The 15,653-nt window shown below is 66.8% G+C and carries 15 protein-coding genes; 12 read left to right on the plus strand and 3 right to left on the minus strand.

Annotated elements, in window-relative coordinates; translation table 11 throughout:
* Nucleotides 1-28: 28 nt before the first annotated feature.
* Nucleotides 29-526: a MarR family winged helix-turn-helix transcriptional regulator gene (locus BLW27_RS14085; RefSeq protein ID WP_089884050.1), complete on the minus strand. Its 498-nt coding sequence runs from the start codon at nt 524-526 to the stop codon at nt 29-31.
* A gap of 260 nt (nt 527-786) precedes the next feature.
* Here BLW27_RS14085 and BLW27_RS14090 point away from each other — a divergent pair, with 260 nt between their 5' ends.
* The 8 genes from BLW27_RS14090 to BLW27_RS14125 are packed head-to-tail and all read left to right on the plus strand — an operon-like array spanning nt 787 to nt 9,106.
* The gene (locus tag BLW27_RS14090; RefSeq protein ID WP_143042274.1) at nt 787-1,716 is read left to right on the plus strand and encodes a hypothetical protein; all 930 of its coding nucleotides are present in this window, start codon (nt 787-789) and stop codon (nt 1,714-1,716) included.
* Nucleotides 1,713-2,957: a 2-hydroxyacyl-CoA dehydratase family protein gene (locus tag BLW27_RS14095; RefSeq protein ID WP_089884053.1), complete on the plus strand. Its 1,245-nt coding sequence runs from the start codon at nt 1,713-1,715 to the stop codon at nt 2,955-2,957. The genes BLW27_RS14090 and BLW27_RS14095 overlap by 4 nt, the downstream gene beginning before the upstream one ends.
* A gap of 2 nt (nt 2,958-2,959) precedes the next feature.
* Nucleotides 2,960-4,081, plus strand: a complete 1,122-nt coding sequence (locus BLW27_RS14100; protein ID WP_089884055.1) for a CaiB/BaiF CoA transferase family protein — start codon at nt 2,960-2,962, stop codon at nt 4,079-4,081.
* Nucleotides 4,078-5,067: a CoA transferase gene (locus BLW27_RS14105; RefSeq protein ID WP_089884057.1), complete on the plus strand. Its 990-nt coding sequence runs from the start codon at nt 4,078-4,080 to the stop codon at nt 5,065-5,067. Before BLW27_RS14100 ends, BLW27_RS14105 begins: the two co-directional genes overlap by 4 nt.
* Nucleotides 5,064-6,251 (plus strand): CaiB/BaiF CoA transferase family protein, encoded by a 1,188-nt coding sequence (locus tag BLW27_RS14110; protein WP_089884059.1) that lies wholly within the window; start codon nt 5,064-5,066, stop codon nt 6,249-6,251. The genes BLW27_RS14105 and BLW27_RS14110 overlap by 4 nt, the downstream gene beginning before the upstream one ends.
* A gap of 25 nt (nt 6,252-6,276) precedes the next feature.
* Nucleotides 6,277-7,269 carry a TRAP transporter substrate-binding protein gene (locus BLW27_RS14115; RefSeq protein WP_089884061.1) on the plus strand — a complete coding sequence of 331 codons (993 nt, stop codon included), beginning with the start codon at nt 6,277-6,279 and terminating at the stop codon, nt 7,267-7,269.
* Nucleotides 7,270-7,325: 56 nt separating this feature from the next.
* Nucleotides 7,326-7,814 (plus strand): TRAP transporter small permease, encoded by a 489-nt coding sequence (locus BLW27_RS14120; RefSeq protein ID WP_089884063.1) that lies wholly within the window; start codon nt 7,326-7,328, stop codon nt 7,812-7,814.
* The gene (locus BLW27_RS14125; protein ID WP_089884065.1) at nt 7,811-9,106 is read left to right on the plus strand and encodes a TRAP transporter large permease; all 1,296 of its coding nucleotides are present in this window, start codon (nt 7,811-7,813) and stop codon (nt 9,104-9,106) included. The genes BLW27_RS14120 and BLW27_RS14125 overlap by 4 nt, the downstream gene beginning before the upstream one ends.
* Before the next feature lie 162 nt (nt 9,107-9,268).
* Here BLW27_RS14125 and BLW27_RS14130 read toward each other — a convergent pair whose 3' ends face one another.
* Together BLW27_RS14130 and BLW27_RS14135 are read right to left on the minus strand one after the other, a co-directional pair.
* Nucleotides 9,269-10,018, minus strand: a complete 750-nt coding sequence (locus tag BLW27_RS14130) for an SDR family NAD(P)-dependent oxidoreductase (RefSeq protein ID WP_089884066.1) — start codon at nt 10,016-10,018, stop codon at nt 9,269-9,271.
* Nucleotides 10,015-11,862, minus strand: a complete 1,848-nt coding sequence (locus BLW27_RS14135; RefSeq protein WP_245710886.1) for a feruloyl-CoA synthase — start codon at nt 11,860-11,862, stop codon at nt 10,015-10,017. The genes BLW27_RS14130 and BLW27_RS14135 overlap by 4 nt, the downstream gene beginning before the upstream one ends.
* 87 nt (nt 11,863-11,949) lie before the next feature.
* On the opposite strand from BLW27_RS14135, the gene BLW27_RS14140 reads away from it, so the two are divergent.
* From BLW27_RS14140 to pobA, 4 genes are all read left to right on the plus strand, one after another.
* On the plus strand, nt 11,950-12,732 hold the full coding sequence (locus BLW27_RS14140) for a crotonase/enoyl-CoA hydratase family protein (RefSeq protein ID WP_089884070.1): 783 nt from the start codon (nt 11,950-11,952) through the stop codon (nt 12,730-12,732).
* A complete protein-coding gene (locus BLW27_RS14145) occupies nt 12,729-13,214 on the plus strand; it encodes a MarR family winged helix-turn-helix transcriptional regulator (protein WP_089884072.1) in 486 nt (161 codons plus the stop codon). Before BLW27_RS14140 ends, BLW27_RS14145 begins: the two co-directional genes overlap by 4 nt.
* Complete coding sequence (locus BLW27_RS14150) at nt 13,211-14,086, plus strand: amidohydrolase family protein (protein ID WP_089884074.1); 876 nt, start codon at nt 13,211-13,213, stop codon at nt 14,084-14,086. Before BLW27_RS14145 ends, BLW27_RS14150 begins: the two co-directional genes overlap by 4 nt.
* 99 nt (nt 14,087-14,185) lie before the next feature.
* On the plus strand, nt 14,186-15,352 hold the full coding sequence (gene pobA / locus BLW27_RS14155; protein ID WP_089884076.1) for a 4-hydroxybenzoate 3-monooxygenase: 1,167 nt from the start codon (nt 14,186-14,188) through the stop codon (nt 15,350-15,352).
* Nucleotides 15,353-15,653 lie beyond the last annotated feature (301 nt).

The following is a 15,653-nucleotide window of genomic DNA, read 5'->3' on the forward strand; positions in this document are numbered from 1 at the left end:
CCAAAGGGAACTGATTTCCGGAGGTCTGTCAAGCGTCCGGCTGACCTCGTTGGTGGCTAGAGCCGTCGAGGTCTCCGATCAGGCGCCAGAGCAGTTCGAACAACATCACGCGCTCTCCCGGCGAGAGCGACGCCAGGAGACGCCGTTGAAGGGCGTCCATGTCCGGGCGCATCCTGGCCAGCCTCTCGGTCCCGGCGGGTGTGAGGTAGAGCGCCGTCAGTCGCATGTCCGCTCCCTCTTTCCTTCGTTCGATCAGGCCAGATTTCTCGAGCTCATTCACCAGCTTGGTCAGCGCCGACTTCTTCAGGATGACGGTTTTCGCGAGTTTTTTCTGGGTAAGGCCGGGGTTGAGGCCGATCAGGCTCAGCACGGCCACCTCGCCGCCCGCGACGTGGTGGGCTTCGAAGAACGGGGCGTTGTGGCTGAGAATGACCGCTCGCAAGGCTCGCGTCACGAAAGAGATGTCCTGTGACAGGTGCCCGAGCGTAACCGGCTCTTCCTCGTCCGTCCGGGCGCGGTCTTCCATGGCGATCTCCTTGCGGCTGACGTTGGCTACGCCGAGGGCGTGCCGGTGTCAAACGCGGCTGTTGACAGGTGCGAAAAAGGTTTCCAATGTGAACAGACATCACCAAGAGGAGGGGCGCGGTGCAGGTTGATCCAGTCTTGGCGCGAGCGTTTTCCGAACGCGCAGACGGCGCGCGTGACACCTCTGTCCCGCTGGTTGGCCTGTTCGGTGAGGGTGTCCCGCTGCCGCTGATCGCCGCAATGGGCGGACAGGGGATCGACGTGAAGGCGCCGCCGCTGACCGATCCCGAAGACGGGCCGATGGTGGACCAGGTCACTCGCGCCACTGAAGACTTCATGGACAGCTTCGCCACGCGCTTCCTGCACCGGTTCGCCGATGGCGCCTTTGACCGGTACGCGGCTCTGATCTTTGCGCGTGACGACGTGGCCGGGCTCGCCGCCTACCAGTATGCCCTCGAATTGCGCCGGCAGGGGCTCGTGCCGGCGCGCGGGCCGCAGCTGCATCTGTGGAATCTGCTCCACACCGGCAGTGCGCCCGCCATGCGGTTCAACCGGACGGAGCTTGACCGGTTGATCGCGATGCTGTCGGCGGTTCTGGGCGCACGCCTTGACCTCGACCGGCTTGCCGCTGCCCTTGCCGCCGAGGAGCGCAGAGCCGTGGCGCTGGCAGCGCTGCCGCCGGGCGGTGAGACGGCCTTTGTCGCGCGCAATGCCGGGCGCTGGATGACGCCTGAGGATCATGTGGCGCGCCTGGAGCCGCCTGCGCGTGAAGGTGCGGACCGCCGGATCGCGCTTGTCGGCACGGCCTGCGACATCCCGGTCCTGCATAGGCTGTGTGCCGAGTTCGGCACCATCGTCGCGGACCTGCAGGATTACGGCCGCATCGTACCGCAACCGCGAACGGGCGAACCGCTGGACATGCTGCGCCGGATCGCTGGGGATCCGCTTTGCCTGCGGGCTGCGCCACCGGCACGGTTCACCCGCGCCTTGCGCGAGGGCACGGGTGACGCCGACCTGGTGATCGCGACGGTGAACCGGAACGACGATGCGCTGGGATGGGAACTGCCCGGGCTGCGTATGCAGGTCGAATCCCGGGGCGGCCGGTTCATCGATCTGGGATTCCTGCCGTTTCGCCCCGATGCGGCGTGGATCGACGGCGCCCGGGCCCGCGTTGCCGAGGCTTTGTCATGAACTGTGCTGCCGCTGCCTCGGCGTATCAGAAGGACTGGCTGCGGGGCCTGCGCGGCCAGATCTCGGGCGGGGCGCCATATGCCTTCGTGAACGCCGACACGCCGCACGAGCTGTTTCACCACATGGGTGTGCCGATGGTCACGAACCAGTGGTGGTCGGCCGTGATCTCGGCCAAGCAACTCGCCCCGCATTACTTCGACCGGATGGAAGCGCTCGGCTTTCACGGCCACCTGCCGCGCTATTCGAGCCTGCCGCTGATCGCGCAGATGGAGGGCGATTTCGACCGCCAGCCCTGGGGTGGGCTGCCGCCTCCCGCGATCCTGTGCGCGCGGGCAAGCTCGGACGAGCATCCGCGCATCTTCCAGCGATGGGCCGACTTGACCGGGGCGGAGCTGCACTTGCTCTCTGCCCCGGCCGTTGCCGAACCGAAGCCCGATTGGTGGGTGCAGGCGCGCGAGGACTGGGAGACGTTCTACGGGTCCGACCGGCTCGACCTCATGGTGGCCGAGATGGAAGAGCTGATCGAGGCGCTGGAGCGGCTTACCGGGCGCAAATTCGACCGCGACGGCTTTGCCGGTTACATGGCGCGGATCGATGAACAGGAGCGGATGCTGGACGACATCGCTCAGCGCATGGCCGACGCGCCCCGTCTTCCGATGCGGATCGCCGAGCAGATGCCCAACGTGATGATCCCCCAGTGGCACCGCGGCTCGGACTGGGCGCTGGATCACGTCCGGGCCTTCCGCGACGAGGTTGAAGAGCGCATCGGCGTCGACCACGCGGTCTGCGAGGGCGAGCGCACGCGGATGATGTGGATCGGGGCGGGGCTTTGGTTCGACACGTCCTTCTACACGGCGTTCGAGGAAAGCCACGGCGCCGTCTTCTGCTGGTCGATGTATCTTCCGTTCGCGGCCGACGGCTATATCCGCGCCGATCATGGCGACCCGCTGCGCGCACTCGCGGCGCGTGTCTCGTCGATGAACGAGCAGCTCCACCAGCCGCCCTGGGTCAACGAATGGCTGGTGAAGGAGGCGCTGCGCTGGCGGATCGACGTCGCGGTGATGCTGGTGCCGGAGCATGACAGGTTCTCCGGCTACGGGTCCCATTTCGCGCGCGCGGCCCTCGAGGCGGCGGGGGTGCGCGTGGTGCAGATCCGGTCGGACATGGTGGACCCGCGCGAGTGGGGCCGCGAGCCGGTGGAAGCGCAGGTGCGCGCCGTGCTCGATGGGAAGGAGGCTTGAGGATGGGCGCGCTCGACGGGTTGAAGGTGGCGGATTTCTCCTGGGTGGGCGCGGGGCCGCGCGCGACGAAGGATCTTGCCGACAACGGTGCGACGGTGGTGAAGGTCGAGTCGGCCAGACGGCTCGACCTCGGGCGCCGCTCGCCGCCTTTCGCGGGCGGGGACCGGCACAACCGCGACGCCTCGGTGTTCTTCGCGCAGACCAACACGTCGAAGAAGTCCGTCACCATCAACCTCTCGGACCCGCGCGGGGTCGAGGTGGCGAAACGGCTTGTGGCCTGGTCCGACGTGGTGGTCGAGAATTTCGGCCCCGGGTACATGGACCGCATCGGACTGGGCTGGGAGGTGCTTCAGGAACTGCGGCCGGGAATCGTCCTCGCCAGCGTCTCGGTCGCCGGGCGGTCAGGGCCGATGGCCGGCTTCCGCGGCTACGGTAACTCGGCCGCGGCCTGGTCGGGCCATTGCGACATGACCGGCTGGCCGGGCACCGAGCCGCATATGCCGCCCTTCGCCTATGGCGACGTGGTCGCGCCGATGATGCTGACGGTGGCGATCCTGTCCGCGCTCGAGCAGCGGGACAGGACAGGGCAGGGCGTCTGGGTCGACGTGAGTCAGATTGAGGCGATGGTCCATGTGGCCGCCGACCTGTTCGCGCAGATGCCTGATGAGAAGCCCGCAAACGACGACCCGTCGTTCGCGATACATGGTGTGTTCCCCTGCGCGGGCGAGGATCGCTGGATCGCGATCGCCTGCGAGACGGACGCTCAGGAAGCGGCGCTGCGCGGCGTCCTGGGTGACGACGACGTGTCGTCCCTGACCCGCGCCTGGGAGGCCGAGGCGCTGGAAACCGCGCTTGTCGCGGCGGGAGTGCCTGCGGCGGCGGTGCTGGACGGAAAGGGACTGGCCGAGCACCCGGCCCTGAACGCCGCCGGACACTTCGTCGAGGTCGATCATCCCGTGATCGGCCGCGCGAAGATGCCCGCGCCGCCCTACACCTTCAGCGAAACACCCGGCACCGTAGGCCCCGCGCCGTGCCTTGGCGCCGACAATGCGGACGTCTTCACCGAGATCGGTTTTTTGCAAGACGAGATCGACTCGCTGACCGCCGAGGGGGTTCTGGCATGATGATGCTCGATGGGATCCGGGTGGTGGTGCTCGCCGACCGGCTCGTGGATTTCGGCGGCTCCATGCTCGCCCGGTTGGGGGCGCAGGTGGTGCTGGCGGATGCCACGGGCATGACCGCCGCGCGACGCAAGGCCTGGCACAAGGGAATGGGCAGCAGCGATGCTCCACTGGAGGCGCTGCTCGACGGCGCCGACATCCTGCTGGACGACCGCCGCACCGATCCACGCGCCGGCGTCGACGCCTTGGCGGCGCGGCACGAGCGGCTGATCCACGTCGTCGCCACCGGCTGGCCCGAGGGGCAACCCCGACGCCCTGTCACCGACCTGACGCTCATGGCGCAATCGGGCCTCATGCATGTCACCGGCACGCCTGCTCGCCCGCCGCTTCGCCTGCCGGGCGAGCAGGCCTACGCGCTGACCGGCATCCAGGTGGCGACGGCCGCGCTGATGGGACTTCGCGCACGGCGCCTGAGCGGGAAGGGGCAGCGTATCGCGGTGTCTGCCCTGCAGGCCGCGGCGCTTGCCAATTACCGCGAGGCGGTGATGTACGAACATACCGGCCGTGTCGGGCGGCGTCGGGGGAACATGCTGGTGCGCGGGAGTTCTGGCGTGCGGCAGATCTGGCCTTGTGCGGACGGTTTCGTCACCTGGTCGATGATCGACAACCCCGGCATGATGCGCGCGCTGGTGCGCGTGATGACCGAGCATGGCGCGGCTGGAGAACTGGCGCAGATAGACTGGGACGCGATCCTCGTGGCCGACACGGATCAGGCCGTGATCGACCGCTGGCAGGACATCGTAGCGGACTTCTTCGCGAAATTCGACCGCGTCCGGCTGGCCAGCTGGTCGCTGGAGCATGGTCTCGGGCTTTCGCCAATCATCCGCCTGTCCGAGGTGCCGCAAAGCCCGCAGATGCAGGCGCGCGGTATGTTCGAGGACGGTGTTCCCGGTCCCCTGTTCGCGGTGCACAAGGGAGGTGGGGCATGAGTGCACTTTCCGGCCTGAGGGTGCTCGACTTCTCGCGGCTGTTGCCGGGTCCCTACTGTACATGGCTGCTGGCGGATCAGGGCGCCGAGGTGATCCGGGTCGAACATCCGCGTGAACTGGCCAAGCAGGCGAGGGTCTTCGGCTGGGATCGGATGGACGATGCCGGGCGCGCGCGGCAGCGGGCGCGGGACATGCTGGCGCGGGGCAAGAAATCCATCTGCCTCGACCTTGGGGACATGCGTGCCCAGGATGCGCTACGGCAGCTTGCCGCGACCGTCGATGTGGTGGTGGAGGATTACCGACCCAGCGTGCTGGCAAGTCTCGGGCTGGGCCACGATGCCCTGTCAGAGGCCAATCCCAAGCTCGTCACCACATCGCTGACCTTGTGCGGCCAGACCGGCCCGCTGCGGGACAAGCCGGGCCACGATCCGGTGGCACTGGCGCTGGCAGGCGTTCTCAGCCGCACGGGCGAGGATCCCGAAGCCCCCGGCCTGCCTGGTTTCGCCGCCGCGGACGTGGCGACGGGCGCCCATGCCGCCTTTGCCACGCTGGCCGCGGTGATGGAGGCGCGGGCGACGGGGCAGGGGCGGCATGTCGACGTGGCCATGACCGATTGCTCAATGACGTTGCTCGCCAATCTCGTCGCCCGTTACGAGAACCCCGAGGACGCGCCGCCGAGGGGGGCGCGCCGGGCCGACATGGGACTGTGGCGCTGCGCAGACGGCGAGTGGCTGGTCACGACGGATATGGAGCCGCGCTATTGGCAGAACTTCTGCGAAACGATGGGCAAGCCGCACTACGCCGACTGGCAGCTTGACCCCGACAGGCGGGCGGAAATCCGAGAGGGGTTGCAGGCGATCTTTGCCACGGAACCCCGCGCGCATTGGCTGGCCCGTCTCGAGGCAGCCGGCACGCAGTTCGCTCCGGTCAACACGCTCGCCGAAGCGCTGGCTGAACCTCATTTCGTCGAACGCGGGATGGTCATCGCCCTGGACGCTCCGGGCGGCGCGCTGACGCAGCTGGGGCCGCCCGTGCGGCTCGGCGCGTTCAACTCGCCCCATCCGGCGGTCTCGCCCGGCACCCACACCGCGGCCGTTCTGTCGGAGATCGGCCTCGATCCAGACCAGATTTCCGCCCTCGAAGGGGCGCAACAGACCGGGCGCACAAGCCCGGCGCAGACCTGATCAGTTCACCAAGGGAGGAAAAACCATGCTTCGGACAACCACGCTCATCGCCGTCTTTCTCGCCGCGCCCGCCTGGGCCGCGGACTTCAACCTGACCTACGCCTCGCCCTATACCGAATCGCATCCCTACGGCGCCGCCGACGCCGAGTGGATCGCCCGGATCGAAGAGCAGACCGATGGCCGGGTGGACATCACCCCCTATTGGGGCGGTGCGCTCATCACGTCGCGCGAAGGCGTGGACGAGCTCGCCGCGGGCGTTGCCGATATCGGCTATATAGCACCGATCTACGCGCGCTCGGGCTACGACATGAACCGTCTCGTGCCGGGGATGTTCTACGGCTACACCGACCCCGAGAAGGTTCTCGACGTCTACATGGACCTCTGGGAAGAGTACCCGGTCTTCGAAGAGGAACTGAGCGGCGTGCACGTGGTGGGGTTCAATGTCGGCACTCCGATGCACCTCATGCTTCGCGACAAGCCGGTAACGAGCCTGGACGATCTGGAGGGCCTGCGCATCCGGTCGGCCGTGGACTTCATCGGTCCGCTGGCGGCCTTCGGCGCCGAGGGTGTGACCATGCCGATGACCGAAACCTACCCGTCGCTGGAGAAGGGCGTTCTGCACGGCGTCATCGCCCCCTACGAGGCGCTGAAATCGCTGAGCTTCGCGGAGGTGGTCGGCTTCTATTCCGAACTGCCGCATTCCCGCGGGGCCTATCCGTCCCGCGCCGTCAATGGCGATGTCTGGTCCAGCCTGCCCGAGGACATCAGGCAGGTCTTCGACGACAACGCCGAGTGGCTCAGCCTGCGCACCTTGGAGCTTGCCCAGGCGGCCGAGGAGGAAGGCAAGACCTATGGCGAGGCCGAGGGTGTCGTCTTCAATGCTGTCGATCCGGCGGTCGTCGAGGAGTATTCAACCGCCTTCGCACCCGCCATCGAGGATGTCGCCGAGGGGCTCGATGCCATGGGCAAGCCGGGATCCGAGGTGCTCGCCAAGATCCGCGCCGCCCACGGCGACTGAACCATCGGCCGGGCGCGCGGCCAGCCGCGCGCCCCCTCTCGGCGAAGGAAACGCGGATGATACTGGTGGAACGACTGCTCGGGATGCTCGTGCGCCTAGCCGCCGGGCTGGGGGTCGCCTCCTTGCTGGCGCTCATGGTGTTGACGGTGGTGACGGTCGTGTTTCGCGCGATCGGGATCGCCTTTCCCGGCACCTACGTGCTGGCGGAGCTGCTGCTGATCCCCACCGTGTCCTTCGGCCTGGCCTACGCGGCCTGGGACGGCGCGCATACAAAGGTTGAACTTCTGATCCAGATGTTCCGCCCCCGGCTGGCGCAAATGTCGGCAGGGATTACGCTGTTGCTGGGCACCGGCTTCTGGGGCTTCGTCGCTTGGGCCGGGATCGAGGAGGCGCTGCGCCGCGGGCGGCAGGGCGAGAAGACACCGCTGCTGGACATCTCGGTCGCACCTTTCCGCTGGATCATGGTCGCCGCGATCTGCCTTCTGATCGCGATCTGCGTGTTCCGCGCGCTGCAGCTCATCACCGGCAAGGAGGCGCGGGAATGACCCCCGTCCTCGCAGGAATCGTGGGCATCGCGATCATGTTCCTGATGCTCGCCTTCGGGATGCCGATCGGCTTTGCGATGGGTCTGGTGGGAGCCGTCGGCTTCGGCCTTCTCATCAGCTTTCACGCGGCGGTCATCAAGGTCGGTGTCATCGCCTTCGACCTTGCCACGAACTACGCCATCGGCACGGTGCCGCTGTTCCTCTTCATGGCGCACGTGCTGTTCGCAAGCGGCATCGGGCAGGATCTGTACGACTTCGCGGCCCGGATGCTGGGGCACCGTCGCGGCGGGCTTGCCATGGCCACCGTCGGCGCCTCGGCCGGCTTCGCTTCAGTCAACGCCTCGTCGCTCGCCACGACGGCGACGATGGGTCTCGTGGCGTTGCCCGAGATGCGCAAGCACGGCTATTCGCTGTCGCTCGCGTCGGGATCGGTCGCGGCGGGCGGAACGATCGGAAGCCTCATCCCGCCCTCGGGCATGTTCATCATCTACGGCATTCTGACCGAGACCTCGATCGGCGACATGTTCGCGGCGGGGATCATTCCGGGCATCCTGCTTGCGCTCTTCTACATGGTCGTGATCGGCCTACGCTGTCGGCTCGATCCCGCGGCGGGACCCGCGGGGCCACGCTACAGTTGGAGCGAGCGGTTGTCCGGGCTCAGGCGAACGGTCGACGTCATCGTGCTGTTCGTGTTCGTGATGGGCGGCATCCTGTGGGGCTGGTTCACGCCGACCGAGGCCGGTGCGATGGGAGCCTTCGGCGCGCTCGTCATCGCGGGCGCGCGCAGGCGGCTCAGCCTGGAGTCTCTCAAGCTGGCCGTCTTCGATACGCTGCGCACCACCGGCATGATCTTCGGGATCCTGTTCGGTGCCTTGGTCTTCAACGCATTCGTCACGGTCACGACGATCCCGCTCAACCTCGTCGGCTGGGTATCGCAGGTCGCATTGCCGCCGCTCGCGGTGCTCCTCATCATCCTGTTGCTCTACTTCTTTCTCGGCATGATCCTCGACGCGTCCGCAATGATGACGCTGACCGTTCCGCTGTTCTTCCCGCTCGTGACCGGATTGGGATACGACGCGGTGCTTTTCGGCGTGCTCGTGGTGCGCATGACGGAGATCGCGCTCATTACGCCGCCGGTAGGCATGAATGTCTACGTCCTCGCCGGCGTGGCGCGGGACATACCATTGCCTACGATCTTTCGGGGCACGGCACCCTTCGTGGTCGCGGACGTCCTGCACGTCGCGCTGCTTCTGGCGGTTCCGGCGCTGGTGTTGTGGCTGCCGAACCTGTGAGCCAGCCTGCTTCGACCGGGCGGCACGGAGCCGCGACCCGGTCGAAACAACGCGTTCACAGGAGCAATGGTCGGAATTGGTCCGTCCATCGCCTCGTGAATATTGCGGTATCGTTCGTCATCAGCGCGTTCGTTGAGATCGCGGGGACGCGGTTGCCGGCTGTCAGCGCGGCTGCATCCGGATGCCGCCGTCGAGGCGGATTGTCTCGGCGTTCAGATATCCGGTCTCGATGCAGAAGCGCACCGCGCGGGCATATTCGTCGGGATCGCCGAGGCGCGCGGGGTTCGGAACCTGCGCGCCGAGGCTCTGCTGTGCGTCGTCGGGCAATCCGGCCAGCAGGGGGGTGCGAAAGATGCCGGGAGCCAGGGTGTTGACCCTGATGCCGGTTTTGGCCAGTTCGCGGGCCACGGGTAGGGTCATGGCGACGATCCCGCCCTTCGAGGCAGCATAGGCCGCCTGACCGATCTGCCCGTCGAAGGCGGCGACCGAGGCGGTGTTGACGATCGTGCCGCGCTGGTTGTCCGCGTCCGGCTCGTTCGCCTGCATCCGGTGCGCGGCCAGGCGCATGACGTTGAACGTGCCGATCAGGTTGACGCGGATCGCGGTCTCGAATGCCTCGAGCGGTTGCGGCCCGTCGCGCCCGACCATGCGGGCCGCGGGGCCGATCCCGGCGCAGTTCACGCAGATGCGCAGGTTCTCGGCCGCATCGACGGCCGCCTGCGCGTCCGCCTCGCTCGCGACGTCCCCGACCGAGGCCACGCCGCCGATCTCGTCCGCCACGGCGCGGGCGGCGTCGCCGTCACGGTCGAAGACCACGACCCGGGCGCCGGCCGCGGCCAGCATTCGTGCCGTCGCGGCCCCGAGACCCGATCCGCCACCGGTGACCAGAGCGCCTGAACCTTCGATCTTCATGCCTGAACTCCCTCGGCCGGTGTGATTACATCCTCGCGGTCCTCGTAGACTGCGCTCGCCAGGTCCGCGCGGTGGGCGAGCACGGCGCGCTGATTGACCGAGCCCTTGTCGGTGACCTCGCCCCGTTCCAGGCTGAGCGGTTCGGTCAGCACCAGCGCGCGGGTGACGCGGGTGGCCGATCCCGTCGCTTGGGCGGCGTGCTCGGCCAGCCGCTGACGCAGGGCGGCGACGACCTTCGGATGGCGGGGCAGGGCGTCCCGGGGGGCGTCGGGCGCGATGTCCTGCAACGCATCGAGGTTGGGCACCAGCAGGGCGCCCAGCGTCTCCTGATTCTCGCCCACGATGACCGCGTCCGTCACGAGACCCGCCATCTGGTCGACCAGTTGCACGCGCAACGGGCCGACGGCGACCCAGGTGCCGGTGCGCAGCTTGAAGTTCTCGGCGATGCGCCCGTCGAAGAAGAAGCCCGCCGCCGGGTTGCCGTGTTCGGCGAAGCGCAGCGCGTCGCCCAGCTTGTAGAAGCCGTCTTCGTCGAAGGCTTTTTTGGTCAGGTCGGGCGCACGCCAGTAGCCCGGCGTCACGTTCGGCCCCTTCAGTCGCGCCTCGAACTTGTCGCCGTGGGGGACGAGCTTCAGCGTAACACCCCTGGCGGGAATGCCGACATTGCCCGGCCCCTCTTGTGGTTCGGTGCAGTAGAGCGCGAAGGGCGCGGTTTCCGTCGAGCCGAGGCCGGTGGTCATGAGGATGCGGTGCCCCACCGTTTCGACGGCCAGTTCCTCGAGCCGGCGCCAGGTATGGGTGGCCATGCCGGCACCGGCATACATGATCAATTCGAGGTCGCGGAAGAATGTCTCGCGCAGCTGGGTGTCGCGTTCCATCTGCTGGACCAGCGCCTCGAATCCCGCCGGCACGTTGAAATACCAGGTGGGTGAGATCTCGCGCAGGTTGCGCACCGTTTCGCCGATGGCCTTGGGCGACGGCTTGCCGCCGTCGATATAGTAGGTTCCGCCGTTCCACAGGACGACGTTGAACGCCTTGTTCCCGCTGGCGGTGTGGCTCCACGGCGCCCAGTCGACAAGGACCGGCGGCGTGTCGGCCATGTAGGCGTAGCAGTCGAGGATCATGGCTTGGTTGGAGCAGAGCATCCGGTTGGTCTGGATCACCGCCTTTGGACTGCCCGTGGTGCCGGAGGTGAAGAGGAACTTTGCAACCGTGTCGGGACCGACCGCCTGGTGGGCGCGGTCCACGTCCGGGCCGGGCTCGGTCGCGCAAAGCTCGCCCCACGTATGGATGTCGCGGCCGGGCAGGGTGCCGGTCAGGGCGATCACGGCCACGTCGTCGCCGAGCGCCGCCTCGATGGCCGGGGCGAACGCGTTTGCATCGTCGACGAAGACGGCGCCCGGCGTAATCTGCTCCACGATCGAGGTCAGCTTGCCGAAATCCGAGGCGATCAGCGAATAGGCCGGCGAAACGGCCGCCGTGGGTATGCCGACATACTGGCCGGCCAGCGCGATCAGCGCGTGCTCGATGGACTTTTCCGACAGGATCGCCAGAGGACGCTCGGCCGACAGGTTCTTGCGCAGAAGCCAGGCGCCGATGCGGCGCACGATGTCCCGCATCTCGCCGTAGCTGACGCGCCGCCAACCGTCGCCGTCGCGCTCGGCCATCCACGTCCGGTCGGGGGCGCGCTTGGCCCAGTGGTCGATCTTGTCGGTCAGCCGGTCGGGGTAGTGCCCTAGCGGGTCGCGCCGCCAGATCAGCCAACTGCCATCCTCGCGCTCCTCCCAGTCGAGGTCGGGATTCCAGACCTTCACCTCGCGCAAGCGCTGTCCACCGTCTATCACCGGCTCCCCCCTTCGATCTCATAAACTGTTTACAAGGAAACATTCTGCTCGTACAAAATCAAGGATGAAGATGAGAAGAGGCTAGGAATGGGCGAAATCGGCGAAGTGCTGCGTGTCGAGTCCGACGGAGATGTCGCGATCCTGACCCTGAACCGTCCCGAGAAGCGCAACGCACTAAGCGACGCGCTGATCGACGCGCTGGCAAACGCCGTCGAGGCCGCGCAGCGAAGCAGCCGGGCAATCGTGATCTGCGGGGCCGGCGACCATTTCAGCGCGGGGCTAGATCTGGCCGAACACGCGGGGCGCAGCGCGATCGAGGGAGTCCACCATTCGCGTCGCTGGCACGCGATCTTCGACCGCATGGAGCAAGGGCCGATCCCGGTCTTCTCGGCTCTGCACGGCGCGGTGGTCGGCGGCGGGCTCGAGCTTGCCGCCGCGACCCATGTGCGCGTGGCCGACGAAGGCGCGTTCTTCGCCCTGCCCGAAGGCACCCGCGGCATCTTCGTGGGCGGCGGCGGTTCGGTGCGTGTCGCGCGCCTGATGGGTGTGGCGCGGATGACCGACATGATGCTGACCGGCCGATCCGTCGGTGCAGCGCAGGCCGAGGCGTGGAACCTGTGCCAGTATGTCGTGCCCGCGGGCGAGGCGCGCGCGAAGGCCGTCGAGCTGGCGAAGAAGGCGGCTGGCAATGCGGAGATGTCGAACTATGCCATCCTGAACGCCCTGCCTCGCATCTCCGACATGTCTCGCGGCGACGGGCTTTTCGTGGAAAGTTTCGTCTCGGCCATGACGGCGACCTCGCCCGAGGCCGAAGAGCGCCTGCGCGCCTTCCTCGACAAGCGCGCCGCAAAGGTGGGGCGGCCGCAATGAGCCAGGCCGAAACCGCAGAGCTGACCGCGTCGGACGAGGTCGAGGCCATCGACCTGGGCAATATCGGGCGGTCGCTGGGGTTCCTGCTGCGGCTGAGCCAGGTCGAGGTCTTCGGGATGTTCTACAGGGCGCTCTCGCGCCACGAGATGAAGCCGGGCGAGTTCTCGATCCTCTATGTCATTCATCTGAACCCCGGCGTCCGCCAGGGTGCTTTGGCCGAGCGGCTCATGGTCAAACGCGCGCAGATGACCAAGCTGATCCGCGTCCTGGAAGGGCGTGGACTGGTCGCGCGCACCATCCCCCCGGACAACCGCCGGATCGTGCATCTGCACCTGACCGAAGACGGCAGGCGCTTCGTGTCCGAGAACGAGCGCGCGTTCCTGGGCTACGTCAATCAGGAGACGGACCGGCTGACGCCCTCCGAGGCGGACCAGTTGACCCGTCTCCTTCGCAAATTCATCGGACTGGAAGGAACGCCATGAACATCGACGATCTTGTCGCCATCGACATCCATACCCATGCCGAGGAACCCTGCTGCAGTCCTCGCGTGGACGGCTACGACGAATTTCAGGCCGGGCTGGCGAAGTACTTCAAGAACCCCGCTGGCGCGCAGGGCATGCTGCCCACTGTGCAGGAAACGGCCGCCTATTACCGCGAACGCAAGATTGGTGCGGTGATCTTCCCCGTCGATTCAGAGCGCGAGACTGGATTTCGCCGCTATGAAAACGAGGACGTGGCGCGGATCGCGGCCGAGAATTCCGACATCCTGATCCCCTTCGCCTCTATCGATCCCGCCAAGGGCCGCAAGGGCGCGCGCGAGGCGCGGCGGCTGGTGCGCGAATTCGGCGTCCGGGGCTTCAAGTTCCATCCCACGATGCAGGGCTTCTATCCCAACGACCGCTCTGCCTACCCGCTCTACGAGGCCATCGCCGAGGAAGGTGCCATCACGCTCTTCCATACCGGCCAGACCGGCGTCGGCGCGGGGATGCGCGGCGGCATGAACATGCGGCTGAAGTACTCGAACCCGATGTACCTCGACGACGTGGCGGCCGACTTCCCGGACATGCCGATCATCGCTGCCCACCCCGCCTTTCCCTGGCAGGAAGAGGCGCTGGCGGTCGCGACCCACAAGCCGAACGTGTATATCGATCTTTCGGGCTGGTCGCCGAAGTACTTTCCGGAAATCCTGGTCAAGTACACCAACAGCCTGCTGAAGCATAAGATGCTGTTCGGTTCGGACTGGCCCGCGATCACGCCGGACCGCTGGCTGTCGGATTTCGAGAAGATCGCCATCAAGGACGAGGTCCGTCCCTTGGTGCTGAAGGAGAATGCGCGGCGCTTGCTGCAGCTCTGAACCTGCTTCGCGCGTGCGCGTACCCTGGCAAATGTGGGCCGAGGAATGCTCAAACGGGCCTCGGCCGGCTGGATCACCCGATGAACGAGAGAGGAAGAGATGCGTACGAGTGTCGTGATCATCGGCGGCGGTCCGGCTGGGCTCATGCTGTCGCAACTGCTGAACCGGGCGGGCATTTCGACCGTGGTGCTGGAACGGCGCAGCCGTGACTATGTGCTGTCGCGCATCCGCGCCGGCGTTCTCGAACATGGCACGGTGGAAATGATGCATCGCGCCGGCATCGCAGACAGGATGAAACGCGAGGGTCATCCCCATGCCGGCTGCTACCTGTCGACGGAACACGGCAAGTTTCGCGTGGATTTCGATCAGCTGTGCGGCCAGAGCGTCATGGTCTACGGCCAGACCGAGGTGACGCAGGATCTCTACGCCGGTCAGGACGCGCTCGGGGCGACTGTGGTCCACGAGGCCCTCGAGGTCACGCCGCACGACATCGACGGTGACCCGTACGTCACTTACGTGAAGGACGGCGAGACCCGCCGGATCGATTGCGACTTCATCGCCGGGTGTGACGGGTTCCACGGCGTCTCGCGCAAGGCAATCCCCGCCGCCAAGAAGCATGAACTGGAAAGGGTGTATCCCTTCGGCTGGCTGGGCATCCTGTCGCGCACCGCACCGGCGGCGGACGAATTGATCTACGCCAACCACCCGCGCGGCTTCGCGCTCGCCTCGATGCGTAACCCGCAACTGTCGCGCTACTATATCCAGGTGCCGCTGGACGACAGCCCCGACAAGTGGTCCGACGACGCCTTCTGGGCGGAGCTGAAGCGCCGCCTACCGGAAGACGTGGCCGATAGCACGGAGACCGGACCCTCCATCGAGAAGTCCCTCGCGCCCCTGCGCAGCTATGTCTGCGCGCCAATGCGGTTCGGCAAGATGTTCCTTGCCGGCGACGCGGCCCATATCGTGCCACCCACCGGCGCCAAGGGACTGAACCTGGCCATGTCGGACGTGCACTACCTCAGCGAGGGGCTGATCGCGCATTACAAGCGAGGTGATAGTGGCGGCCTCGATGGCTATTCAGACCGCGCCCTGACGCGCGTGTGGCGGGCTATCCGGTTCTCTTGGTGGATGACGTCGATCCTGCACCGTTTCCCTGAGCAGGACGATTTCGACCAGAAGATGCAGGAGATGGAACTCGAAAACCTGCGCGAACTCGACGCCGCGCGGCAGGCGATGGCGCTGAACTATGTCGGCCTGCCCTTTTGAGGCTACGCTGCTGGAAAACTGCGGGGCGGAGATACTCGGTCCGGCGCACACCGTGACGAGCGCGTCGAGCCGATCATCGTTGAGCGCCGCGAGGCGGTGACCGTGGGCATGAATCTGTGAGGAAGCTCGTCGCTCCCGATCGCGATCGGAATTTTGGAACGAGAGATCTCTTTCGTGGTCGTGAGCGCCACATGTAGGCCGCCTTGACCGGCTTGTCCTTGAAGGGAACGTTGTTCTGTTCGACCATCACATGCCGCACGTTGAATGGGCGCCAGCGGAACGTCAGCCCAGACGCTCGACT

This window comes from Citreimonas salinaria, from assembly GCF_900107235.1.
Taxonomy (GTDB): Bacteria; Pseudomonadota; Alphaproteobacteria; order Rhodobacterales; family Rhodobacteraceae; genus Citreimonas; species Citreimonas salinaria.

Coding starts and splice junctions, on each gene's coding strand:
- BLW27_RS14085 (WP_089884050.1), bottom strand. CDS start 526: ATGGAAGACCGCGCCCGGACGGACGAGGAAGAGCCGGTTACGCTCGGG.
- BLW27_RS14115 (WP_089884061.1), top strand. CDS start 6,277: ATGCTTCGGACAACCACGCTCATCGCCGTCTTTCTCGCCGCGCCCGCC.
- BLW27_RS14130 (WP_089884066.1), bottom strand. CDS start 10,018: ATGAAGATCGAAGGTTCAGGCGCTCTGGTCACCGGTGGCGGATCGGGT.
- BLW27_RS14125 (WP_089884065.1), top strand. CDS start 7,811: ATGACCCCCGTCCTCGCAGGAATCGTGGGCATCGCGATCATGTTCCTG.
- BLW27_RS14100 (WP_089884055.1), top strand. CDS start 2,960: ATGGGCGCGCTCGACGGGTTGAAGGTGGCGGATTTCTCCTGGGTGGGC.
- pobA (WP_089884076.1), top strand. CDS start 14,186: ATGCGTACGAGTGTCGTGATCATCGGCGGCGGTCCGGCTGGGCTCATG.
- BLW27_RS14105 (WP_089884057.1), top strand. CDS start 4,078: ATGATGATGCTCGATGGGATCCGGGTGGTGGTGCTCGCCGACCGGCTC.
- BLW27_RS14150 (WP_089884074.1), top strand. CDS start 13,211: ATGAACATCGACGATCTTGTCGCCATCGACATCCATACCCATGCCGAG.
- BLW27_RS14145 (WP_089884072.1), top strand. CDS start 12,729: ATGAGCCAGGCCGAAACCGCAGAGCTGACCGCGTCGGACGAGGTCGAG.
- BLW27_RS14120 (WP_089884063.1), top strand. CDS start 7,326: ATGATACTGGTGGAACGACTGCTCGGGATGCTCGTGCGCCTAGCCGCC.
- BLW27_RS14140 (WP_089884070.1), top strand. CDS start 11,950: ATGGGCGAAATCGGCGAAGTGCTGCGTGTCGAGTCCGACGGAGATGTC.
- BLW27_RS14110 (WP_089884059.1), top strand. CDS start 5,064: ATGAGTGCACTTTCCGGCCTGAGGGTGCTCGACTTCTCGCGGCTGTTG.
- BLW27_RS14095 (WP_089884053.1), top strand. CDS start 1,713: ATGAACTGTGCTGCCGCTGCCTCGGCGTATCAGAAGGACTGGCTGCGG.